The sequence below is a fragment of the Sporomusaceae bacterium ACPt genome, from assembly GCA_041428575.1.
Taxonomy (GTDB): Bacteria; Bacillota; Negativicutes; order Sporomusales; family Sporomusaceae; genus Sporomusa_D; species Sporomusa_D carbonis.
Window position 1 is genome coordinate 1,296,563 of sequence record CP155570.1, and the last position, 23,888, is coordinate 1,320,450.

23 protein-coding genes are annotated in these 23,888 nt (G+C 45.8%); 22 read left to right on the top strand and 1 reads right to left on the bottom strand.

Translation table 11 applies throughout. From position 1 onward, the window contains the following. Window positions 1–126: 126 nt before the first annotated feature. The 9 genes from tig (at window position 127) to ptb (ending at window position 10,230) form a co-directional block, all read left to right on the top strand. Complete coding sequence (gene tig, locus SCACP_RS06435) at window positions 127–1,416, top strand: trigger factor (RefSeq protein ID WP_425060530.1); 1,290 nt, start codon at window positions 127–129, stop codon at window positions 1,414–1,416. A 23-nt stretch (window positions 1,417–1,439) separates the two neighbouring features. After that, window positions 1,440–2,045 carry an ATP-dependent Clp endopeptidase proteolytic subunit ClpP gene (gene clpP, locus SCACP_RS06440; protein ID WP_425060531.1) on the top strand — a complete coding sequence of 202 codons (606 nt, stop codon included), beginning with the start codon at window positions 1,440–1,442 and terminating at the stop codon, window positions 2,043–2,045. Window positions 2,046–2,057: 12 nt separating this feature from the next. Next, window positions 2,058–3,320: an ATP-dependent Clp protease ATP-binding subunit ClpX gene (gene clpX / locus SCACP_RS06445; RefSeq protein ID WP_425060532.1), complete on the top strand. Its 1,263-nt coding sequence runs from the start codon at window positions 2,058–2,060 to the stop codon at window positions 3,318–3,320. 174 nt (window positions 3,321–3,494) lie between these two features. Further along, window positions 3,495–5,189, top strand: coding sequence for an ATP-dependent protease LonB (lonB, locus tag SCACP_RS06450; protein ID WP_425060533.1), 1,695 nt, complete (start codon window positions 3,495–3,497; stop codon window positions 5,187–5,189). A gap of 150 nt (window positions 5,190–5,339) precedes the next feature. Further along, window positions 5,340–7,655, top strand: coding sequence for an endopeptidase La (gene lon, locus SCACP_RS06455; RefSeq protein ID WP_425061336.1), 2,316 nt, complete (start codon window positions 5,340–5,342; stop codon window positions 7,653–7,655). Next, on the top strand, window positions 7,655–8,290 hold the full coding sequence (gene yihA / locus SCACP_RS06460; RefSeq protein WP_425060534.1) for a ribosome biogenesis GTP-binding protein YihA/YsxC: 636 nt from the start codon (window positions 7,655–7,657) through the stop codon (window positions 8,288–8,290). Before lon ends, yihA begins: the two co-directional genes overlap by 1 nt. Window positions 8,291–8,370: 80 nt before the next feature. Then, complete coding sequence (locus tag SCACP_RS06465; RefSeq protein WP_425060535.1) at window positions 8,371–8,820, top strand: Lrp/AsnC ligand binding domain-containing protein; 450 nt, start codon at window positions 8,371–8,373, stop codon at window positions 8,818–8,820. A gap of 10 nt (window positions 8,821–8,830) precedes the next feature. Continuing rightward, window positions 8,831–9,325 (top strand): AsnC family transcriptional regulator, encoded by a 495-nt coding sequence (locus SCACP_RS06470; protein ID WP_425060536.1) that lies wholly within the window; start codon window positions 8,831–8,833, stop codon window positions 9,323–9,325. Beyond that, complete coding sequence (gene ptb / locus SCACP_RS06475) at window positions 9,322–10,230, top strand: phosphate butyryltransferase (RefSeq protein WP_425060537.1); 909 nt, start codon at window positions 9,322–9,324, stop codon at window positions 10,228–10,230. The genes SCACP_RS06470 and ptb overlap by 4 nt, the downstream gene beginning before the upstream one ends. Before the next feature lie 304 nt (window positions 10,231–10,534). Here the strand turns inward: ptb and SCACP_RS06480 are convergent, their stop codons facing one another. Beyond that, on the bottom strand, window positions 10,535–11,923 hold the full coding sequence (locus tag SCACP_RS06480; protein ID WP_425059090.1) for an ISLre2 family transposase: 1,389 nt from the start codon (window positions 11,921–11,923) through the stop codon (window positions 10,535–10,537). 110 nt (window positions 11,924–12,033) lie between these two features. On the opposite strand from SCACP_RS06480, the gene tnpA reads away from it, so the two are divergent. The 13 genes from tnpA to SCACP_RS06545 all read left to right on the top strand — a co-directional run bounded on the left by tnpA (window position 12,034) and on the right by SCACP_RS06545 (window position 23,846). Further along, window positions 12,034–12,453, top strand: a complete 420-nt coding sequence (gene tnpA / locus SCACP_RS06485; protein WP_425061337.1) for an IS200/IS605 family transposase — start codon at window positions 12,034–12,036, stop codon at window positions 12,451–12,453. Window positions 12,454–12,970: 517 nt separating this feature from the next. After that, window positions 12,971–14,047, top strand: a complete 1,077-nt coding sequence (locus tag SCACP_RS06490) for a ferredoxin oxidoreductase (RefSeq protein ID WP_425060538.1) — start codon at window positions 12,971–12,973, stop codon at window positions 14,045–14,047. 20 nt (window positions 14,048–14,067) lie between these two features. After that, on the top strand, window positions 14,068–14,838 hold the full coding sequence (locus SCACP_RS06495) for a thiamine pyrophosphate-dependent enzyme (RefSeq protein WP_425060539.1): 771 nt from the start codon (window positions 14,068–14,070) through the stop codon (window positions 14,836–14,838). 3 nt (window positions 14,839–14,841) lie between these two features. After that, window positions 14,842–15,558: a 2-oxoacid:acceptor oxidoreductase family protein gene (locus SCACP_RS06500; RefSeq protein ID WP_425060540.1), complete on the top strand. Its 717-nt coding sequence runs from the start codon at window positions 14,842–14,844 to the stop codon at window positions 15,556–15,558. Window positions 15,559–15,570: 12 nt separating this feature from the next. Then, window positions 15,571–15,819 carry a 4Fe-4S binding protein gene (locus SCACP_RS06505; protein ID WP_425060541.1) on the top strand — a complete coding sequence of 83 codons (249 nt, stop codon included), beginning with the start codon at window positions 15,571–15,573 and terminating at the stop codon, window positions 15,817–15,819. A 78-nt stretch (window positions 15,820–15,897) separates the two neighbouring features. After that, on the top strand, window positions 15,898–16,872 hold the full coding sequence (locus SCACP_RS06510) for a polyprenyl synthetase family protein (RefSeq protein WP_425060542.1): 975 nt from the start codon (window positions 15,898–15,900) through the stop codon (window positions 16,870–16,872). A 114-nt stretch (window positions 16,873–16,986) separates the two neighbouring features. Further along, window positions 16,987–17,103 (top strand): GntR family transcriptional regulator, encoded by a 117-nt coding sequence (locus SCACP_RS06515; RefSeq protein ID WP_425060543.1) that lies wholly within the window; start codon window positions 16,987–16,989, stop codon window positions 17,101–17,103. 243 nt (window positions 17,104–17,346) lie between these two features. Beyond that, window positions 17,347–17,556: a twin-arginine translocase TatA/TatE family subunit gene (gene tatA / locus SCACP_RS06520; protein ID WP_425060544.1), complete on the top strand. Its 210-nt coding sequence runs from the start codon at window positions 17,347–17,349 to the stop codon at window positions 17,554–17,556. A gap of 9 nt (window positions 17,557–17,565) precedes the next feature. After that, window positions 17,566–18,387: a twin-arginine translocase subunit TatC gene (gene tatC, locus SCACP_RS06525; protein ID WP_425060545.1), complete on the top strand. Its 822-nt coding sequence runs from the start codon at window positions 17,566–17,568 to the stop codon at window positions 18,385–18,387. 22 nt (window positions 18,388–18,409) lie between these two features. Continuing rightward, complete coding sequence (locus SCACP_RS06530) at window positions 18,410–19,870, top strand: menaquinone biosynthesis decarboxylase (protein WP_425060546.1); 1,461 nt, start codon at window positions 18,410–18,412, stop codon at window positions 19,868–19,870. Beyond that, window positions 19,863–20,720, top strand: a complete 858-nt coding sequence (locus SCACP_RS06535; RefSeq protein WP_425060547.1) for a UbiA-like polyprenyltransferase — start codon at window positions 19,863–19,865, stop codon at window positions 20,718–20,720. Before SCACP_RS06530 ends, SCACP_RS06535 begins: the two co-directional genes overlap by 8 nt. A gap of 821 nt (window positions 20,721–21,541) precedes the next feature. Then, on the top strand, window positions 21,542–21,679 hold the full coding sequence (locus tag SCACP_RS06540; protein ID WP_425060548.1) for a hypothetical protein: 138 nt from the start codon (window positions 21,542–21,544) through the stop codon (window positions 21,677–21,679). A gap of 79 nt (window positions 21,680–21,758) precedes the next feature. Further along, window positions 21,759–23,846, top strand: a complete 2,088-nt coding sequence (locus SCACP_RS06545) for an FAD-dependent oxidoreductase (RefSeq protein ID WP_425060549.1) — start codon at window positions 21,759–21,761, stop codon at window positions 23,844–23,846. The last annotated feature ends 42 nt before the right edge of the window (window positions 23,847–23,888 follow it).

The following is a 23,888-nucleotide window of genomic DNA, read 5'->3' on the forward strand; positions in this document are numbered from 1 at the left end:
AAAATAGTGGATAAACCCAGGAAGTCCATAGAATTTATGTCAATAATGGGAATACTGTTATCAAGGGACTATGTTGACGATAGTAAGCTGTGTCAGCAGTTAATTTAATAAGGAGGAAATACATAAATGAAGGTAACAGCGGAAAGAATAGACAATCATAAAACGGTGCTCAATCTTGAAGTACCCCAGACCGAGGTGGCCAAAGCACTCGAAAAAGCGTACCGAAAACTAGCTAACCAAGTCAACATTCCCGGGTTCCGCAAAGGCAAAGCTCCCCGTAAAGTAGTTGAGATGCGGATCGGCAAGGAAGCATTGCTTGATGAAGCATTTGAAATTATCGCTCCTGAGGCATATGCTAAGGCCCTTGAAGAACAAGCAATTGAGCCGGTTGGTCGCCCGGAAATTGAAGTTGTTACTTTAGGGGAAGATCAGCCGTTGGTGTTTAAAGCAACTGTTGTTAAAAAGCCTGAAGTTATTTTAGGCCAATATAAAGGTCTTGCTATAGAAAAAAATGTTCCCGAGATTACTGATGTTGACGTAGACCAGGAGCTTGAAAAAATTCGCAGTCGTAATTCTAAGATGGTGGTAGTTGAAGACGCCGAACTTAAACAAGGCGATTTGGCTATTATTGACTTTAAAGGATTTGTTGACGGTGTACCGTTTGACGGTGGGGAAGGTAAAAGCTATCCTTTAGAAATTGGGTCCGGCAGTTTTATCCCCGGTTTTGAAGACCAACTGGTCGGTGCTAAATCCGGGGAAGAGCGAGAAGTAAGCGTAACTTTCCCGGAAGACTATTTCGTTGCTGAACTGGCTGGAAAGGCCGCTAGGTTTACAGTGAAAATTCATGACATCAAGCGTAAGGAAATGCCTGAAATTGATGATGAATTTGCTAAAGAAGCTAGCGAATTTGATACTCTGGCGGAATTAAAAAATGATATTAAGAATAAGTTAAAACAGGCTGCCGAAGCTAAAGCCGAACGCGAGTTCCGTACTGCTGCGATTAAAGCGGCAGTGGAAAATGCTGAAGTTGACGTGCCTGAGGTGATGGTTGAGAATCAAATTGATAATATGATTCAGGATCTTGACGTTAATTTACAGCAACGCGGTATGAAATTAGAGAAGTATTTAGAATATACTAAAATGGATGCAGCATCCTTGCGTGATAACTACCGAGCTTCAGCCCTCTATAATGTCAAAACCGACTTGGTGCTAGAGGCTATTGTTAAGGCTGAAAACCTTACTGCCTCACCTGAAGAATTGCAGCAGGAAATTGAGTCCATGGCCCTTAATTATCAAACTACGCCAGAAGAAATTGCTAAGGTTATCAAAGAGACTGGCCGTTTTCAGGCGCTTAGAGACTCAGTTTTGCGCAAGAAAGCAGCTCAGCTTGTGATTGACAGTGTAGCAGCAAAATAAATTAACGTTTGAGGTGATTTGTCATGTCTTATGTGCCAATTGTAGTAGAGCAGTCTAACCGCGGCGAGCGGGCGTATGATATTTACTCGCGGCTATTAAAAGACCGTATTGTATTTATCGGCGGACCGATTGACGACAATGTGGCCAACCTTGTAATCGCTCAACTGTTATTTCTGGAGTCGGAAGATCCAGATAAAGACATTCATGTGTATATCAATAGTCCGGGCGGGATGGTGACGGCAGGACTTGCTATTTATGACACTATGCAGTACATTAAGCCTGACGTTTCTACTATTTGTCTGGGACTTGCCGCCAGTATGGGAGCTTTACTCCTAACTGCCGGGGCTAAAGGCAAACGCTATGCACTTCCTAATTCCCGGATTATGATTCATCAACCACTTGGTGGCGCGCAAGGGCAAGCCACCGATATTGAAATCCATGCCCGGGAAATTCTCCGTTTGCGGGAACAACTAAATAGCATTCTTGTTCACCATACTGGTCAACCAATGGAAAAAATCCAAAATGACACCGAACGTGATTTCTTTATGTCTAGTGAGCAAGCAAAAGAATACGGCCTCATTGATGCAGTAGTGGTGCGGGGTGACAGACAGAAGGAGACTCCCAAGTAGAGAGGTGGTAATATGTTGAAATTCGGTGATGACAGGGGTCAACTGAAGTGTTCATTTTGTGGTAAGCTGCAGGAACAAGTGAAAAAGCTTGTTGCCGGGCCAGGCGTATATATCTGCGATGAGTGCATTGAGCTTTGTAATGAAATAATTGAAGAAGAACTGAGTGAGGACATGGATGTCGAACTCAGAGATGTACCCAAGCCCAAAGAAATTAAAGACATTCTTGACCAGTATGTGATTGGTCAGGAAGAAGCCAAAAAATCGCTGGCGGTGGCTGTTTACAATCACTACAAACGTATCAACCTAGGGGCTAAAATGGATGACGTAGAATTGCAGAAATCGAACATCATTATGCTTGGCCCAACTGGCAGCGGCAAAACGCTGTTAGCTCAGACACTTGCTAAAATTCTTAATGTTCCGTTTGCCGTAGCTGACGCCACTTCGTTAACTGAAGCCGGCTATGTGGGTGAAGATGTCGAAAACATTCTTTTAAAACTCATTCAGGCTGCTGATTATGATGTGGAAAAAGCCGAGAAAGGCATTGTCTACATTGACGAAATTGATAAAATTGCCCGCAAGTCTGAAAACCCCTCAATCACCCGGGATGTTTCTGGTGAAGGGGTCCAGCAGGCCCTCCTCAAAATTCTTGAGGGTACAGTAGCCAGCGTACCGCCTCAAGGGGGGCGTAAGCACCCGCATCAGGAATTTATCCAAATCGACACTACCAATATTCTCTTCATCTGCGGCGGCGCTTTTGATGGCATCGAAAAAATTATCAGCGCCCGGACAGGCAAAAAATCTATGGGTTTTGGCGCCGAGGTCCGTAGTAAAGAAAAGAAGCAATTGGGCGAGATACTGAAAAATATTTTGCCTGAAGACCTCCTGAAATTTGGTCTCATCCCCGAATTTGTCGGACGTCTTCCGGTAATTGTTACTCTTGACGCTCTGGATGAAGACGCGCTTGTGCGTATCTTGATTGAGCCTAAGAATGCGCTGGTCAAACAATATCAGAAGTTCTTGGAAATTGACAATGTCCAACTTGAATTTAAAGAAGATGCTTTGCAAGCTATTGCTGCCGAAGCGTTAAAGCGCAATACCGGTGCTAGGGGTCTTCGAGCTATTATCGAAGGTGTTATGCGCAATGTTATGTATGATATTCCTTCACGGACGGACATTGCTAAATGCATTGTCACAAAAGAGGTAATTGTTAATAAAGAAGAACCGATGCTTGTGGCTGTTGAACGCAAAAACAAGAAAAAAGAAGAGTCTGCTTAATCAATTATGGAGCCGTGAGGCTCCTCTTTTATTTAATTATTTAATGAGTTTTAAATTTCTTGCAGTTGTCTTCCGGGTTTTGCCAGGATAAAATAGTGCACATTGCCTATACTAGACTCATGTACATTAAAACAATCAAAATCTGTTTGCCCGGGAAAGGAGGTTCATGGAATTTTGGATTATGCTGTTAATGTTATTAGTGTGATTCAGTTGTTTTTTGCCGTGGTTATCGGGCTCTATTTTTGGAACCTGCTTAAATCTCAGCAAGGCAACCGAATAGCGGTAGAACGCGAATCCAGAAAAGAAATGGACAAACTGCAAAAATTGCGGGAGATATCCTTAACCGAACCGTTGGCTGAAAAAACACGGCCAACCGACTTTTCCGAAATTGTCGGCCAGGAAGATGGGCTCAAAGCGCTTCGGGCAGCGCTGTGTGGTGCCAACCCCCAACACGTTTTAATTTACGGACCCCCTGGCGTAGGCAAAACGGCCGCCGCACGCCTAGTATTGAATGAGGCAAGGCGAAACGATTGTTCACCTTTTAAAGTTACTGCAAAATTTATTGAGCTTGATGCTACTACTGCTCGGTTTGATGAGCGTGGCATCGCTGACCCGCTGATTGGTACAGTGCATGACCCGATTTATCAAGGCGCCGGGCAAATGGGTATGGCCGGAATTCCCCAGCCAAAACCTGGAGCCGTGACTAAAGCTCATGGCGGCGTACTGTTTATTGATGAAATTGGGGAACTTCACCACATCCAAATGAATAAACTATTAAAGGTGCTGGAAGACCGGAAAGTATTTCTGGACAGTTCGTACTACAATAGCGAAGATGTCAACATACCGCAGCACATTCACGACATATTCCAGAACGGCTTGCCGGCAGACTTTCGCCTCATTGGGGCTACAACCCGTATGCCGCAAGATATCCCGCCAGCCATCCGGTCAAGGTGTGTCGAGATATTTTTCCGGCCGCTCCTGCCCGAAGAAATCGGCAAAGTAGCTCAGAATGCTGTAAAAAAAATCAGCTACACCATTGACGATGGGGCATTGGAAGTTATCAAACGTTATGCTAGCAACGGCCGGGAAGCCGTTAACATTGTCCAGATTGCCGCTGGTATTGTCCAGAGTAGTAACAAAATGGAACGCAAGATTACTCAAGCTAACGTGGAATGGGTAATTAACTTTGGCCAGTACAGCCCGCGCCCCGAGAAAAAAATTCCCTTAAAACCTCAAGTTGGAGTGGTTAACGGGTTGGCAGTATATGGCGCCAATATCGGTATGCTTATGGAACTGGAAGTAACGGCTGTACCCAACAACTATGGCACCGGCAAGCTTACTGTCACTGGCGTTGTTGATGAAGAAGAAATAGGTTCGCCGGGCCGTACCATGCGTCGCAAGAGCATGGCCAAAGGCTCGCTTGACAATGTACTTACAGTATTGGCCAAAGAATTTGGCATTGAATATCATAAATATGACATACATGTTAATTTTCCCGGCGGCATTCCTGTTGACGGACCGTCAGCCGGTGTGTCGGTAGCAGCGGCAATTTATTCAGCTGTAAACAACGTCCCTATTGATAACAATGTCGCCATGACCGGTGAAATATCTATTCGCGGCCTGGTTAAAGCAGTAGGTGGCGTCAGCGCCAAAGTAGCGGCTGCGAGACAGGCAGGTGCACGCCGGGTGCTCATTCCCAGGGACAACTGGCAAGAACTGTATAATGATATGGACATTGAGGTTATTCCTGTTGAAAAGCTACAGGATGTATTAAACTATGCTTTAGTTAAGTCTGGTGAACCTCTTAAGCAGGATGCGCCAGCGGTTATGCCGGAAGTGCTGGCAGCTGCCGGTGTCGATAAAATATAAATAAAATAAATTAGCCGGGTAAAATCCCGGCTGTTATTGTTGGTAAAGAAAAGGATTTTTTATCAAACACTCAGAATATTTTAATTAGCGGTGTTGAAAATACTATTACATTGATTAAATACCGCAGGTTACCGAAGGGAGGAAGCAATGTTGGCAGAAAAACGACGTACAATACCACTGTTGCCGCTGAGGGGCATATTAGTTTTTCCATATATGATTATTCATCTGGACGTCGGCCGGGAAAAATCCATTAGTGCTTTAGAAGAAGCAATGGTTCAAGACCGGTTTATTATGTTGGCCACACAAAAAGATGCACAAAATGATACCCCTCAACCTGATGAAATTTTTTCGGTGGGTACTGTCGCTGAAATCAAGCAGTTGTTAAAATTACCTGGAGGCACTATCCGTGTGCTGGTTGAAGGCCTGCACCGCGGTGAAATTGAAGAGTTTATTAGTTTCGAACCCTATTACCAGGTTCAGATTCGCGAATTTATGGAAGTTGAATCTAAGACACCTGAAATTGAGGCACTTACCCGCACAGCTATTAATCAGTTTGAGCAATGGGTTAAATTGAGCAAAAAAATCCCGCCTGAGACGTTGGTGTCAGTGGTCGTAGTTGAAGAACCCGGTCGATTGACTGATCTTATCGCCAGTCATTTGTCACTTAAAATTGAAGATAAGCAAACACTCTTAGAAGCGATTAGCGTTACCGACCGTCTAGAACGTCTATGTGAGATTATCGGTCGCGAGATGGAGATTCTTGAACTTGAGAAAAAAATTCATGTCCGTGTCCGTAAACAGATGGAAAAAACGCAAAAAGAATACTATTTACGTGAACAACTCAAAGCTATCCAAAAAGAATTAGGAGAAAAAGACGAACGGACTGCTGAGGTCGAGGAATACCGCCAGCAGGTTAAAGAAAAAAACTTGCCCAAAGAAGTAGCAGAGAAAATTAACAAAGAAATTGACCGCCTGGAAAAAATGCCGCCGATGGTGGCGGAAAGTGGTGTAATTCGTACCTATCTTGACTGGCTGCTGGCATTGCCGTGGAATATTGAGACCGAGGACCGTCTTGATATTATAGCTGCTGAAGAAATACTTGATGAAGATCACTACGGTTTGGAAAAGGTTAAAGAACGCATATTAGAATATCTCTCCATCCGCAAGTTGACAGAAAAAATGAAAAGCCCAATTTTATGTCTTGTTGGCCCGCCTGGTGTCGGCAAAACTTCATTAGCCCGTTCAATTGCCCGGGCTATGGAACGTAAATTTGTACGTGTTTCATTGGGAGGGGTGCGGGATGAAGCTGAAATCAGAGGTCATCGCCGTACCTATGTCGGCGCGTTGCCTGGCCGGATTATTCAAGGAATGCGCACTGTCGGCTCAAAAAATCCCGTGTTTCTCTTGGACGAAATTGATAAAATGAGCGTCGATTTCCGCGGTGACCCATCAGCAGCCTTGCTCGAAGTTCTCGACCCTGAGCAAAATAACTCATTTAGTGATCATTATATAGAGTTGCCGTTTGATCTGTCGCGTGTACTGTGGGTTGTTACAGCCAATATTATGCATAACATCCCGCGACCGCTATTAGACCGTATGGAAGTTATCACTATTGCTGGTTATACTGAAGAAGAAAAAGTTGAAATTGCCAAACGGTATCTTATTCCCAAGCAGACGTCTGACCATGGTCTAACTTCTAAACAAATAACTTTTTCCGAGGGAACCATCCAAAAAGTTATTCGCGACTATACACGCGAAGCAGGGGTAAGAAATCTCGAACGCAATATCGCTAGCTTGTGTCGCAAAACCGCTCGTAAAATCGTTCAAGAACAAGGCCCTACGATCAAAATTACTGCGCAAAACCTTCATACTTTCCTAGGGGCCCCAAAATATCGTCATGCTCAAGCGGAAGAAGCCAATCAAGTAGGGGTGGCTACCGGCCTGGCTTGGACTGAAGTGGGTGGTGATGTATTGGCAGTGGAAATCTCGACCATGAAGGGCAAAGGCAAATTAACGTTAACAGGTCAACTGGGCGAGGTCATGCAAGAGTCGGCTCAGGCCGGATTTAGCTATATTCGTTCACGTGCCAAAGACCTGGGTATTGAAGAAGATTTTCATGAAAAGCTTGATATTCATATTCACTTGCCTGAAGGGGCTATTCCCAAAGATGGTCCGTCAGCGGGTATTACCATGGCCACAGCCGTAGCTTCCGCACTAACCGGTAAGCCTGTAAAAAGTGATGTTGCAATGACAGGGGAAATTACTCTTCGTGGTCGTGTGCTACCTGTCGGTGGCATCAAAGAGAAAGTGTTGGCCGCCCACCGGGTAGGCATAAAAAAAATTATTATGTCCAAAGAAAATAAGCGAGATCTTGATGAAATCCCGGTTAATGTCAAACGTAACCTGGAGTTTATTCTGGTAGAACATATGGATGAAGTGCTAAAAACAGCTTTGGTGAGTGAATAATGGCTGCTTCTCAGTTGAATATAATTAATGCCAGTTTTGTGGCTTCGGCTGTCAACGCCAGCCAGTATCCTGAAGGAGAATTGAGTGAAATTGCCTTCATAGGACGTTCCAATGTCGGAAAATCATCACTTATCAACTCACTCTGCCGTCGTAATGGATTGGCCCGCACTAGTAGTACACCAGGCAAAACGCAGACTATTAACTATTTCCGGATTACCGGTAAAATGCCTGACGAATCGCGGCTGGAATTTATGCTGGTCGATTTGCCCGGTTATGGTTATGCCAAAAGAGGGCAGGCGGCACGCGCCTCCTGGTCAAAATTTATTGAGGAATACTGGCTCAATTCAGCGCGGCTTAAACTGGTGTGCCAACTTATTGATGTCAGGCATCCGCCCATGGAAAGCGATATTAACGTTTATCGTTGGCTGGTGGAGCACGGACTGAATGTTCAAGTGGTGGCGACCAAAGCTGACAAGATTGCCAAAAGTCGTGTGCATCAGCATTTGCAGGTAATCAATAAAAATATTAACATGGCTGGACTAAATCCTGGCGGCAATATAATTGCTTATTCAGCAGTTAATGGCGGCGGCCGTGATGAACTCCTTGACGTTATTAAGAATATTTTGCTAAAATAATATTGCTATACGGAGGGGACAGTCGGCCGGCTGTTCCCTTTACTTAATTGGAACGGCACTGTTCAGTCAGGAGGATTTATATGTTGACCGCCTTTGACAAGGAGTTGCTTAACATTATTCAAACTAGGTTGCCTATTGAGCATCGTCCGTTTGGCCGAGTGGCTGAATGGCTAGAGACTGATGAAACTACTGTGCTTGAACGGTTGTCCTGGCTCAAAGCCAATGGCTACATCCGGCGTATCGGGGCATTTTTTGATTCCACCTGCTTGGGCTATGTCAGTACGCTGGCAGCCGTTAAGGTGTGTCCGGACCAGTTGGAAGCTGTTGCCAAAGCCATTAATGCCTATGCGGGTGTTACGCATAATTACGAGCGGGAAGGCGAATATAACCTTTGGTTTACGCTCCTTACCCCCGATCAGGACAAACAAGACCGGACACTGGCCAACATCCGCAACCTTCCGGGAGTAGAAGGGCTTATTAGTCTGCCGGCAATTGAAAAGTACAAGGTAAGCGTTGAATTTAATTTATAGAGGTAAGCTGATGCTAGATAATCTTGATAAAAAAATCATCGCTGTCATGCAGGATGATTTTCCTTTAGTGGCGGAACCGTATCAGGAACTTGCTGCCCGTATTGGCATAAGTGAAGATGAATTGTTAACAAAACTAAATAATTACCAAAAAGCTGGAAAACTCCGTAAAATGGGCGCCGTTTTAAAACACAGAGAAATAGGCTATGCTGCTAACGCACTGTGCGCATGGATAGTGCCGGAAACTCGCCTGGATGAGGTTGGCCGGCTTATGTCGGGCTGCAAAGCTGTTACCCACTGCTATGCCCGTATTCCGCAGCCGGAATGGCCTTATAACTTTTATACCATGCTGCATGCCCATACCCGGGATGAGTGTAAAGCTTTAGCCCTAAAGTTGGCCCAAATGGCGGGACTTGACAGCTATACCTTGTTGTTTAGCACACGGGAATGGAAAAAGACCAGCATGAATTATTTTCCCGAATACGCTAATGGAGAGTGGCCAGAGTGACCGATAAAGTCCTCAAAAGCTTTGGGGATATACTTAATGCTGTAAAAGACAAACCTCCCAAACGGGTAGCGGTAGCTGCCGCGCAAGACGATGCGGTACTTGAAGCTGTTCAGGCGGCACGTGAACAAAAAATCGCCGAGTTCACTTTGGTTGGAGATATTGATAAAATTAAAGCGGTGGCAGACAAACTTGGCGTTAGCCTTGAGGATGTCAAGATGATTCACGAACCAGATGACCGCAAAGCAGCATACCGGGCTGTGGCGTTAGTGTCCGGTGGTGAAGCTGATGTGCTTATGAAAGGTCTTATCAATACCGCTGATTTACTGCGGGCAGTGCTTAATAAAGAGGTTGGCCTAAGAACAGGAAGAGTGCTTAGTCATTGCGCGGTGTATGAAGTGCCCGGTTTTGACCGCTTACTCATGGTGACTGACGGCGGAATGAATATTGCGCCGTCATTGCAGCAAAAAGCTGATATTATTCAAAACAGCGTACAACTGGCTAAAGTGCTAGGCATTAATCCAGCTAAAGTAGCCATTCTGGCGGCAGTGGAAGTAGTTAATCCTGATATGCCGGCAACGCTTGACGCAGCGGCACTGGCCAAAATGGCTGACCGGGGCCAATTTAAAGACGCAATCGTTGATGGCCCGCTAGCTCTTGATAATGCCATAAACAGGGAAGCAGCCAAACACAAAGGTATTAACAGCCCAGTGGCCGGGAGGGCCGATATCCTGGTTACACCTGACATTGAAGCCGGTAATATGTTAGGTAAGTCATTGGTGTATATTGCCCGTGGAAAAATTGCCGGTCTGGTGCTGGGAGCAACCAAACCAGTGGTAGTAACATCGCGGGCCGACACTCATGAGGCGAAGATTATGTCCATAGCTCTGGGCGCATTATTGGGTTAAGTCGAATAGGGGGGGCGACGCGGCAGGCGTTGTCCCTTTATTGCGTAAGCAGAATACCACATGCTATGCATGTGGTTCCAAAAAGCTTATAGCTATACGTCGAAAAAAATAGCCTCCTTTGTTAGAATAAATGCAGGTTTGCCGACCGCATAACTCTGAACAAAGGAGGCGCATCCAATGGATGATACTAAGAGTTTAGCACATAGTAAATGGCGGTGCAAATATCATATCGTGTTGATCGTGTCAAGACACTGTAGGAATTTTTTTGAAAAAGACATCGTCCTTGGACGAGTTAACATAATTTTTATGCAAGAGCCAAAGAGAGTCCCTGCAGCGCCTCATACAAAAAGCTTTTTGGCCCTTTTAATACCGGAATATTGTCCAATACCTCACGAGCTGCTTTTAGGCTATTCCTCTGTTTTTCTATGGTTTCTTTGGCAACCGTCAATACCGGCAATGCTTGCGAACGTATGCGTTGTTGGTTTAGGTATTCCTCGGCTACTTCTTGCCCATTTGCCTGGCATACGCGTATATTGGCCATATGCTTGGCACCCTCACGGCTCCAGCCCATGGGCCGGCTGCTCAGTCGCGCCGACAGTACATGGCTGACATGTCCTTCCGCACTGCACTTTACTTCTTTCTTTCGGTATAGTTCGGTCATTGCTTCCCAATTGTTTTGGATATATCTCCACGCCTCTAATATGGCCTGTTTCCGACTCTCTGTGGCCGCCGCAGCTAACAGTTCCTTTATGATTTCTTGTGCCTTTTCACGGTTCCCAAACCTGAGCGCTCCCCTCAAGGCCTTGCCTTGCTCATGATTGCCACCTACTGCCCGGCGAATATATTTCATCAAATGAAACCGGTCCAAAATAAATTTCGCTTTCGGAAATACTTGGATTGCACTTTTGATCCACGCTGCTCCGTCTCCCAGGATGTTCACTGTTTCTATTTGATCGATGTCATAACGCGCATCTACGGTTTCCCACACCCGTTCCCAGAACGTATCGGCATCTTCATCTACGCTGCTTAGGTAGATTGGGTTAATCAAACTACGACGCTTTTCTTCTTGCTGCCAACCTTCATGAATATATACTAACCGCACTTCCATAGCACGCCCGTGTTGACTGGCTACGTGGTCTTCATCGGCTTCAATATACAGGGTTTTCACGCGTTTGCGCTCGTCTGGTTTTGGGTTTATGGGTTGTTCAAATTCACGCACCGCGCGCAAAACCGTTTGACCGCTTACGGTTACGCCTCCGCATTCTTGCGCTACCTTCTGCGCGCTTTTTCGGTAAGCCAGTTCTCCCGCGCCTGCCACAAGCTTTGCTTTCACGTTATTATCTACCCGCATATGGTTTGTATAGCCCACTTGCTTGTCAACCAGGTAGGCATATTCCCCCGTTTCTTTATGGCGGTAGTATGTCCTTTTGTAGCTTACGGCGCCAAAGCAGGTGACGATTTCCTTACTGTCTCCAGTCCGGCAAACCTGCCACCCAGATCGTTTCCTTTTATCGTTTTTTATCTGTTGATCCAGTTCCTCTAAAACCTGCTTGGTGATTTCACGGCCTACTTCATGAAGTTTATCAGCTAATTTCCGCTGAAATTCCTCAAAACCCATTTTTCCTGATAAACTATTTAAAACCATTTCGACGATAGAAAGGAATATTGGCATGAGAACACGAATAATTTCCATAGAAGACAACACCTCTGAGTAATCAATTTTTGGTTACTCGTCCGGGCTAGGGACGGTGCTGTCTTCTTCTATTTTGTCATCAAAAATTCCTACAATAATTTTACACTAACATCGTGTTTGCACCAAAATATCGGAGACAGGTGATATACGGAAAAATAAAAGCGGATATAGGTGCGATTCTAAGGAAGCTATGTGAGTACAAAGGAGTAGAGATTCTAGAAGCCAACGCTTGCCCCGATCATATCCACATGCTAGTAAGTATACCACCGAAAATCAGTGTGGCGTCTTTTGTGGGGTACTTAAAAGGGAAAAGTTCGTTGATGATATTTGATAAACATGCGAATTTGAAATATAAGTACGGGAACAGGCATTTTTGGTGCAAAGGATATTATGTGGATACGGTAGGACGAAATAAAGAGGCAATAGCAAAATATATCCGAGAGCAATTACAAGAAGATATAATTGCCGACCAATTAAGTTTAAAGGAATTGACAGACCCGTTTACGGGTGAGCCAGTAAAAAAGTCATAAAAAGAGCCCCTTTAGGGGCTGACTGAAAAGGTTATGCGGTTGGCGGACTTTTTCAGTGAGTCTTGAGACTCAGCTAGTACCCTGCCCTTATAGGGCGTAATCAAGCCACCCGTTTTACGGGTGGTCATGACTGATTTTCATGAAAATAATAACTTTTTTGGACTATTTGGAACATAATGACTTCAGCTGTTATCGTCGGATTGATGACGTTTGCTCAGGCTTACGTCCTGACATGGATGATTCTGTAGCAATACGGTAAAATTTTCCGGGAATACAAGCAGGAATTTTGCCGAATATATAGAATTGCTACATGCTGGGTATGCTATGAGGGTGGGGATGATCCCCACCCATAACATTGTATAATGGTTTTACATTTTCTTCAAAATAATATATGTAACCGGAGTTTGACTGCTGTCCATGGGACGCCGCATGGGCGGCAGTCAGGCTGTGGCCTGAAGCAATAGATCAGCAATGCGGCTGATAGTAACAAGGCTACATATTTTCAGGAGGTGCTTTTATGGCCGACGTTTCACTGAAAGGTGAACAAAGAGTATTTATGACAGGCAATGAGGTGTGTGCCTGGGCTGCAGTCGCAGCTAAAGCCGATATTATGTATGGCTATCCAATCACACCACAAAATGAAATAATGCATTACTGGACAAGACTTGCGCCCAAGTATGGCAAACGCTTCCTCCAGACCGAAGACGAGATCTCTGCCGGTTTTACTACTCTTGGCGGTGTAATTTCAGGGAGAAAGGCATTTACTGCTACCGCCGGTCCTGGCAATGTTCTTATGCAAGAATCTGCCGGTATGGCCGAAATGATGCGCCTGCCTATTGTTTACATCATTCAGCAGCGGGGAGGTCCGTCAACAGCTACTGTTATTTATGCTCAACAAGAAACTACTTTGACCACTTTCGGCGGCAACGGCGAAGGTCATCGCATTGTATATTCCACTGCAACTCACCAGGAACTGTTTGATTACACCATTAAAGCTTTTAATGCTGCTTGGACATACCGTTTTCCGACATTCGTCCTGGGCGACGGCTATCAGGCGAAAATGCGTGAACCGCTCACTATATATGACCCCGAAGAAAAAGGGATTAAACTGGTTAAACCAGAGCCGCTTCTTGGCAATACTGAGAAACCTGACCGTCAGATTCAGCACCTTCGTAACACCTACAATACCGAGGACGAACTATATGAAGTGGTTATGAAGAACCAGCGCGATTGGGATAAGATGGCCGAAGAAATTGTTGAATGGGACGCCAAAGGCTGTGAAGATGCCGAGGCGATTATTGTTACTCACGGTATCGTGTCACGCGCCGCTTTGACAGCTTATGACCAATTGCGGGCCCAAGGCAAAAAAGTTGGTTACTTCCGTCCGATCACTGTTCGTCCCTTCCCCGGTAAACAACTTAAAGACGCTATCAAAGGCGCCAAAAAATTACTTGTTGCGGAATCGGCTTATGGACAGCTTGTGAAGCTTGTTCAGCACGAAATCTTTGGCAGCACCATTGAGATTGTTCCAATGCTTCGTCCGGGCGTTGGCATAACTACCGAAGAAATTTTGGAAGAATACAACAAACTGTAAAAACAGGAGGGAGGACCAACATGCAAGAACTGAAAGAAAACAATGTTCTTCAGCCTGCTATGCCTGCAAGCTGGAATGAAGATACTAAAGCACATAAGTTTTGTCCTGGCTGCGGCCACGGTATTATCCTCAAGTGTCTTGGCGAGGCCATTGATGAACTGGGGATTAAGGGAAAGATGGTATTTGGCTGTGATATCGGTTGTTCGCTCTTGGCTTGGGATTTTTTCAATGTGGATACAGTACAGACTCACCATGGCCGCACCACCCCGGTAATTACCGGTATGAAGCGGGCCAACCCTGACATTATTGGCGTTGCTTACATGGGGGACGGCGGCGGCTATGCCATCGGTTCGCAACATCTCTTTAACGCTGCTGTCCGCGGCGAGAAAATTACCATTATCCTCTGCAACAACTGTAACTATGGCATGACCGGCGGACAAATGGCTCCCACCACTCTCCCCGGCATGAAGACTGAGACCACTCCTTATGGCCGTGATGTAGAACAGGCCGGGTATCCGACCAAAGGGCCGGAAATGGTTGCTGCTGTTGCTCCCGAAGGAGCCTATGTTGCCCGCGGAACAATTGCTAACCCGCGTCAACTTAAAGGTTTCATTAAGAAAGCCCTGCAAAACCAAATTGATGGCAATGGCATTTCTTTCGTAGAATGTCTTTCCTCGTGCCCTACCAACTGGCGGACTAATGCTAAGCAAACCTGGGAGTTTGTTGAAAAAGATATGGCTCAATTCTTTAAAGTCGGCGAACTTAGAACGCCACAACCGAAGGAGGGCTAAACAATGGCTAAAGTCTTTAAAGTAGCAATAGCCGGTGAAGGCGGCCAAGGAGTTCAGTCAATTGCCGAAATTTTGGCCGAAGCCGCTAATGAAGAAGGAAAGAACGCGTTATATATTCCAAACTTCGGCGTAGAACAGCGCGGTGGCGTATCCATCGCCTTTGTCCAAGTTAGCGATGGGGATATTGGTGCACCGAAATTCCAGAAAGCCGATATTCTGATTCCGGTTAGTCCGCGTGCCGTAAGCCGGACCAAAATGTACGCCGGTAAAGATACAGTATATATTTATGACAATTCGCTTATTCAAGAAGGCGAAGTAAAAGACAACATTGTCGGCCTGCAGTATTTTGATGTAACGCCACCTTGCCCTACCGCTGAACATCCCAATGCTGACCTGCCCCAAGACTTGATTGCCGGTGAGCCTAAGACGTGCTCTTTTACTAAACCGGGACCGGGAATTGATTCCGCGGAGATTCCCGAGGTCAAAAAAATTGTGGCCATTCCTGCGAACGACATAGCCAAGAACGAACTGCACCCGCGTGTATTCAATATTATTATCCTGGGCGCTGTTATTGCAGCAACAGAAGTGCTGCCGATGGACAGCATTAAAAAAGCGTTGGAAACCAAACTGGGTGACAAATTTAAGAAAAATCCCGAACTTCGTGATATGAACTTCAAAGCTCTCGAACGCGGCTATCAACTTATTAAAAACGCAATGTAAGGAGGGGAAAAAATGGCTAAAGTTAACTGGAAATCTGCAAAATACGAGAGCGAGAAAGGCTTCTGGGCTAATTTCCCCAGCTTGTGTAAAGGCTGTGGCCTGTGTATTGAGAAATGCCCGGTAAAATGCATATCATGGTCGGAAGACCTCGGAGTATACGGCACACCGCGTGTTGAAGCCGACATGCAAAAATGTATTGTCTGCGGCATTTGCCAAATGGTTTGTCCGGACTGTGCAATCCGTGTAGAAAAAAATAAGTAAAACCCAACTAACATTGTAGACTATTACCGGTAAAAGGTGTATTATAGAAACAGACTTTGTCTTGTGGGTGATTATCTAGTGAGTAAATTTCCAACCAATATATTTACTATAATTCAGGACGACTTAGAGGCTGTTGAGAAGGCACTGTGCTCTATAATACAATCGCCGGTGGATTTGGTCAATGACATAACTGTGCATTTGGTACAGGCGGGCGGTAAACGCTTACGGCCCGCCTTGTATCTGTTGTGTGCCCGTGGTGGATCTCCTAATACAACTGAGATATTGCCGATGGCGGTTGCTATTGAACTTATACACATGGCTACATTGGTACATGATGATGTCATTGACAATGCCGCTACCCGCCGTGGCCGGCCGACGGCCAACGCTCGCTGGGGCAACCACAGCTCAGTGCTGGCTGGTGATTATTTGTGGGCCAAGGCATTTTCGTTACTGACAGATAATACCGACAATAAAATGCTGAAAATTTTGACCAATGTTATTTGTACTATGTGTGAAGGTGAAATTGTTCAGTTGAAAGAGGCCTTTAACCCTGATCAGGATGAGGCCGATTATCGGCTTAGAGTAGCCCAGAAAACAGCCGGTTTTATTGCTGCCAGTTGCGAGTTGGGCGCCATAGCGGGTGGCATGGATGAAGGCGACGCCGTTCAAGTGCGGGAATATGGCTATTCTATTGGCATGGCATTTCAAATTACTGATGACATCTTGGATATTACGGCGTCGGCTGAGCAACTGGGAAAACCGGTTGGTAACGATTTGCGCCAGGGTATAGTAACTTTGCCGGTTATCTATGCTTTAAAGAACAGTCCGCGTGGCGGGGAACTGCGAAGTATAATTGAAAAACAATTTATGTCTGACGATGATGTCAAACGCGGCTTGGAAATAATCCATCAGACAAAGGCTGTGGAATACAGCTATGCACAGGTTAATAAATATTTGCAGCATGCCCGCCGAGTTCTGCCGGCAACACTTAACAACCCTGTGAGAGAAGCATTATTGGCGGTAGCAGATTTTGTAGGACTGCGTAAATACTAGCATGATCTGCGGAGGAACTATGTTTAAGCCGGTTAAAACCAAAAAAGTATATGAGGAAATCATCGGACAATCAAGAAGCTCATTGTCGACGGCAAATTGCAGCCAGGGGATAAATTGCTGTCAGAGCGGGAAATGGCCGAAAAGCTGAATGTCAGTCGGGCGTCAGTGCGTGAGGCGTTCAGTGTTCTGGAAATGATGGGAGTTATAACAATTCGACCGCAAGATGCGTGAGCATCTCGATTTGGTTGAGGATGTGCTTATAAAAATAAAAACCGGCCAAATAACTTCTTCAAAGAAGCAGTTGGACAAAGAAATATCGCAAATTCCTAACGAAGATTACGGCTTTCCATCGTAATGAGCCTTAACCGGACATAACAGGGGGCCGTTTTTTGCTGTTCCTTTGCTGCATTGTTTTTTTGGGGACTGGCAGGTATAATAATACTAGGTGTAATTTTGAAAAAGGGGATGGTATTAATGTTTAGTTTTAGTATGCCGGAGTTAGTGCTAATATTGATAATTGCGCTTATTGTTTTCGGTCCGGGAAAACTTCCTGAAGTTGGTAAGGCTATCGGTAAAGGAATTCAAGAATTCCGCCGGGCCAGCAGTGACATAACTAATGGTAGGGAAGAGCCGGTGAAAGTTGAGGCCAAATCCGATACTAAACAGCCTGACGAAAAAAAGTGAGGGTGTTTAATGCCAGAGTACACGCAGGATGAGAACAATAAATCAATAATGCCGGAAACGGCTGACAGTACAGGTGCTATCTACAGCGATAGAGTTACGCAGGAAGAACGTGAAGAAGATGAGGAAACAACTCAGGACCAAAGTACGATGTCCCTGATTGACCATTTGGAGGAGCTTCGCCGCCGGCTGATAGTGATGATTACTGCTATTGCTGTTAGTAGCCTCATTTGTTATTTTTATGCAGCCGAGATAACAGCTTTGATAACTGCGCCGGCAGGTAAGCTCTATTATATGAATCCGGCAGAAGCTTTTTTTACATATTTGAAAGTTTCTTTTTTTGCCGGCTTTTTATTAGCGCTGCCGGTAGTGATGTACCAACTGTGGGCCTTTATTGTGCCTGCCATGACGAATAACGAACGTACGGCAGGAATATTTTTGGTGCCCTCCTCCATTATCTTCTTTTTTACCGGTTTGATTTTTTCATACTATCTGGTATTACCGGCCGGGATTAAATTTTTTATGGGGTTTGCCACCGAAAACCTGCAGCCGATGTTTTCAATCGGACAATACTTGTCGTTTGTTATCTCCTTTTTGTTACCTTTTGGTTTTATCTTTGAACTGCCGCTGTTTATTCTGGTAATGGCCAGAGTGGGGATTATTAGTTCGGCATTTTTGGCTGCCAAGCGCAAGATAGTGCTGGTTATGTCTTTTGTAATTGGGGCGGTAATTTCACCAACGCCTGATGTCTTTTCGCAAACCATGGTAGCTATTCCCATGATATTGTTATATGAAATAAGTATCTTAATCGTAAAATACATTTTGCGTAAATAGCCCGGCGAAAGGAGTATTGAACTTGGCCTATAACGACCTACGGGAGTTTATTGCGGCACTTGAGTCGCGCGGCTGGCTTAAACGCATAACCCAATCTGTCGACTGTGAACTGGAAATTACTGAAATTACTGACAGAGTCTCCAAGATGCAGGGAGATAAAAATGTCGCTTTATTATTTGAGAATGTTAAAGGTTATGATATACCGGTGCTCATAAACGCCTTTGGCAGCATGGAACGTATGGCTTTGGCGCTCGGTGTAGAAAAAATTGATGATATTGCCCAGGAAATACGACAAATTTTGCAGCTGCCGTATATCTCACTACAAAATAAACTTGATTTGCTTAAAATTATTCCGGCGGCCAAGCGGGCTATTAATTTTCCTAAATATGTAAAAACTGCACCGTGCAAAGAAGTGATTATTAAGGACAAGCCTTCGCTGGACAAATTTCCGATATTGAAATGCTGGCCTGGCGATGCCGGCCGCTTTATTACACTGCCTCTCGTGTTTACTAAAAATCCGTTAAACGGTAAGCGTAATGTCGGTATGTACCGGTTACAGGTATTTGATCATCAGACCACCGGCATGCACTGGCATATTCATAAAAATGGTGCTGAAAACTACCGGGCGCACCGGGAACTGGGCAAAGATAAGATTGAAGTAGCTGTTGCTATCGGCGGCGACCCGGCAATTATTTACTCGGCGACTGCACCGCTGCCGCGCGATATTGACGAAATGGTCTTTGCCGGTTTTTTGCGAAAAAAATCGGTGGAGATGGTCAAGTGCGAAACAGTTGATATTGAGGTGCCGGCAGGTTCGGAAATAATTCTTGAAGGCTATGTAAATATGGACGAATTACGGGTAGAAGGCCCCTTTGGCGACCATACCGGCTACTACTCACTTGCTGATAACTATCCGGTGTTCCATATCACTTGTATAACGCACCGTAAGAACCCAATCTATCCTGCAACCGTTGTCGGCAAGCCGCCGATGGAAGACTGTTTTATGGCCAAAGCTACCGAGCGTATTTTTCTGCCGGTACTGCAAACGCACTTGCCGGAAATCATTGATATCAATCTGCCGCTTGAGGGTGTATTCCATAACTGTGCGGTAGTGTCAATCAACAAAAGTTACCCACAACATGCTAAAAAGGTTATGCATGCGATATGGGGTATGGGACAAGCAATGTTTACCAAGATGATCATTGTCGTTGACGCTCATGTTAATGTACAGGATATGAATGAGGTATGGTGGCGGGTGTTTAACAATATTGATGCCCGGCGTGATATTGTTATGGTGGACGGGCCGCTCGACGTGCTGGATCATTCTTCACCAATGCCTAGCTGGGGGACAAAAGTAGGGATTGATGCTACCAAGGCTTGGCGGGAGGAAGGGCATACCCGCGAATGGCCTGATGAAATCTCCATGTCTGAGGACATTAAGAAACTGGTTGATGCCAAATGGAAGGATTTGGGCATTGAGTAAGCTGAAAGCCCACCTTGACAATATTGCTTTGTCCCACTCGATTTTTGCTTTGCCATTCGCCTATATGGGCGCATTTTTGGCTGCTGACGGTTTACCCAGCGGTCATGATCTTTTGTGGATTACTTTAGCCATGGTAGGAGCGCGCAGCGCTGCTTTGGCTCTTAATAATTTTATCGATTTAAAGTATGACCGTCTGCATCCACGCTTCACCAAACGGCCTATGGTTACCGGGGAGGTTAAGCCGTGGGAGGCTATTGCCCTCATTATTGTTAGCTTGTTACTATTTCTACTGGCTACCGCCCAGCTTGATCCCTTATGTTTAAAGCTATGGCCGCTAGCGCTTGTGCCATTAGTAATTTACCCTTATATGAAACGGTTTTCCTGGACCTGTCACTTGGTTTTGGGTCTGGCACTTTCAGTAGCACCTGTGGGTGCCTGGATAGCCGTTAAGGGTAATATGCCGCCGGCTGTCATAATCCTGGGATTGTCGGTAGGGGTATGGATTGCTGGCTTTGATGTCATTTATGGCTGCCAGGATGTATCCTTTGACAAAACCCATGGCTTAAACTCCATACCGGTGCGGTTCGGTGTCAAGGGCGCTCTCAGGCTATCAGGAGTTATGCATGGGCTGAGTATCGTTGGTTTTACCCTTGTTGGCGCTCTTTTAAAACTGCACGTAGTGTACTATGCGGGAGTAGCTTTGGCGGCAACTGTCCTTATCTATCAGCATTTGATCATTAGTCCGGCCGATTTAGGGCAGGTTACTCAACGGTATTTTATGCGCAACGGCTTAGTCGGAATTTTACTTTTTATCTTTACTGTCATAGCTTTAGTTTTACCTTTCTGCTAATACCTCTAATGCGTTAAGTTAAATATTTGTCCATTCATATTACTATGCCTTTCTGTTTTTATGAGCAGGAAGGCTTCATTTTGTTTTTTAGTAAGATAAGAAAGGGAGTATAAGTTTTTGGGTTACCAGTCGGTAGCCCTTTTTTGAGTGTTGTGGTATTGTAAGGTTATGGACAAAAATATTTTACGACGAATCTTCTTCGACCAGCATAAGAATTGGGAGCGGTTTAAAATTAAATACGGATCTCGCATCCGTAAGATGGTCGAAAAGGAAATCGAGGAATTTCATATTATGAATACAAGGGGGAAGTCTGCCCAAAAGACGGGAAACTTACAATAAAAAAATCTGCAAAGGCAGCATGGCGAGAGCTTGCCTAGAAAGGATGATTCGTCATATCACCGGTATCCAGGAAGCGAAAACCGAATAAAAAGAAAAGCCAAGGGAAATCCCAAGGCCCGCGTTAGCGGGTTTTTTATTCTTTTGTAATATAATGGTATCTAATTTTTATACGAATTTAATGCGCGATAATTTAAAATAAGATTGCAAGCATGCTTGGAAAGGCTTACGTTAAAACACTTTGGAGCAGCAATACATAGGCGGGCAAAAACAAACACCTACTGTCATTGCCGTAGTCTTGGATACGGCCCAGGGCTTGATTTACTGCGATGAAGGCAAATACCAGAAGGAATTTTCGGATTATTACTACAATAATCCGAATCGACTTCATTGGAAGCAGGATGTCCAAAATATGATTCACATGACTGTACTGCTCACGAACATCAGGTTTGAGTCCTCTTAAAACGAGAATAGAAAGGAGATCGGTGAACCGATATGATAGTTATTGGCCAGCGGCTTTGCCGGAAATCATCAAGGGCGCCAGATTGCTGCCGCGCCTAAATCTTGATATCACAGAGATTATTTTAAATGTTGGCGATAAACAACTTGAGTCCATGTGCTGACCATCTGTTGGGCACCGGTTTAATTAGATGAATGAGAAGAATCGGGGTGATAGCAGTGCGAAAAGGACAAGCAGCTAGTATGAAAACAAAATCAAAGTTTACTTTACGAGGTGAAGCTTGTGAAAAGTGGGCATGTGAGGAACCCATCAAACCGCCGTGTACAAGCGCCTGTCCGGTAAACGCGGATGTGCAAATGTTCGTCACTCTCGCCGCGCAAGGCCGCTTCCAGGAATCACTTGAAGTGATGCGCGAGCGCTGCACGCTTCCCGGCTCATTGAGTCGCATCTGCCACCACCCGTGCGAGATTGAGTGCCGTAGAAACGATGTTGAGGGCGCGGTCAATATTCGTGCAATCAAGCGCTTTGTGGCGGATGTCTGTAGGGATGTGCCGCGTTACGACCCGGTCTCCAAAACAAGGGGAAAGCGGGTAGCAATTATCGGCGGTGGTCCGGCTGGTTTAACTGCGGCGTTTGACCTTGCCAAAGACGGCTATGACGTCACCATCTACGAGAAGAACAATGAGTGTGGCGGCGCGATCTACACCAGTGTGCCGAAGTACCGTTTGCCAAAGGACATCGTAGTGGAAGACGTTGCGGCGATTGAGTCCCGCGGCGTCACCATTAAGCGCAATACGATGGTCGGCCACGACGTGCAGTTTGATGATATTGTCAAGGGGTACGACGCAGTGCTTATTGCCATTGGTCTCTCATTAAGTCGGAGGATCCCGATCCCGGGACATGATGCCGACGGCGTTCTGCTTGCGTTACCGTTCTTGCAGGAAGCAAACTTTAACAACAACGCCACGGTCGGCAAGCGCGTTGTCGTCATCGGTGGCGGCAACGTTGCGTTCGATGTTGCCCGAAGTGCAAAGCGCCTTGGCGCCGAGGAGATTAACCTGTGCTGCCTTGAGTGTCTTGAGGAGATCCCTGCGTTTAGCTGGGAACTTGCTGAGGCGGCCGAGGAAGGCATCAGGATTAACCCCTCATGGGGACCAAAAGAAATTGTTGCCAAAGGCGGCAAGGTTGCAGGCATTGTGTTTAAGCGTTGCACGCAGGTCTTTGATGCGGATCGTATGTTTAAACCGCTTTATAACGAGTGCGAATTATTAGAGCTTGAGGCTGACAATGTAATCTTCGCTATCGGCCAGAGCGCGGACATGACCGGATTTACCGGCACTTCACTTGAGGTTGATGAGCGCGGTCGCATCCGGTGGAACCCGGCAACGTTTCAAACTAATCTCACGAACGTTTTCGCCTGCGGCGAGGTTGTCATAGGTCCAGGCTCTTCAGTGGCCGCGATGCGCAACGCCCACGACGCCGTAATAGCGATAAAAACGTATTTAACCACCGGTAAAGCTGAACCGGTGCCAACTCTCAGATCAACGTCCATCGGCCGGATACCGCAGGTTACAATCAGTATGATACCGCAGCTACCGAAAAACAGTCTGCCGGTGCTTGATCCCGCAATCCGGGTGAAAAGCTTCGCGGAGGTAGAAGGGGGCTTCGATATTGCTACCGCCATGTACGAGGCGGGCCGCTGCATGAACTGTAGCCGCGGCGCCAAACTTGGACGCATGGAAAATTGTGCGGCGTGCTTGAGCTGCCTGCGCATCTGTCCATACGGTGCACCGTATATTACAGCGGAATGTGTTGCAGACTTCTTACGGGAGAACTGCGGGGCGTGCGGTCTCTGTGCTAGTGTGTGCCCAGGCCTTGCGATTGACATCGCGTTCAACCACGATACTCGGATCGATGAACAAATTGATGCGGGCGTAAGCGGTGTAACGGTGTTTGGCTGTCAGTACGCAATGCCAACGGTTAAGAACCCCTCGTTTTTGGTAACACCAAGCATGGCAGGTATAAATATGATAAACCTCATGTGTACGAGTCGCCTTGATTTGCGTCACTTATTACGCGCAATTACGAACGGCGTTGACGGCGTAGCTGTCCTTGCTTGCCAGGAGGAGAAGTACCGCCACAGACAAGGCGTCAATTTGGTTAGAGCACGCACGAATGAGGTAAAGAAGATTCTTGAGACAACCGGTGTCGGTGCCGATCGCATCGTCTGCTTCGGTGTACCAGCCAGCACGGGGGAATTCAGCAGGTTGATGGCCGAGTTCAAAGCCAGGCTCGACAAGTTGGGGCCCAACCCACTGTCGAAAAGATAAGGAGTGTGCAAGACAATGATTGTTGCGGAAACAAAAAGCTTA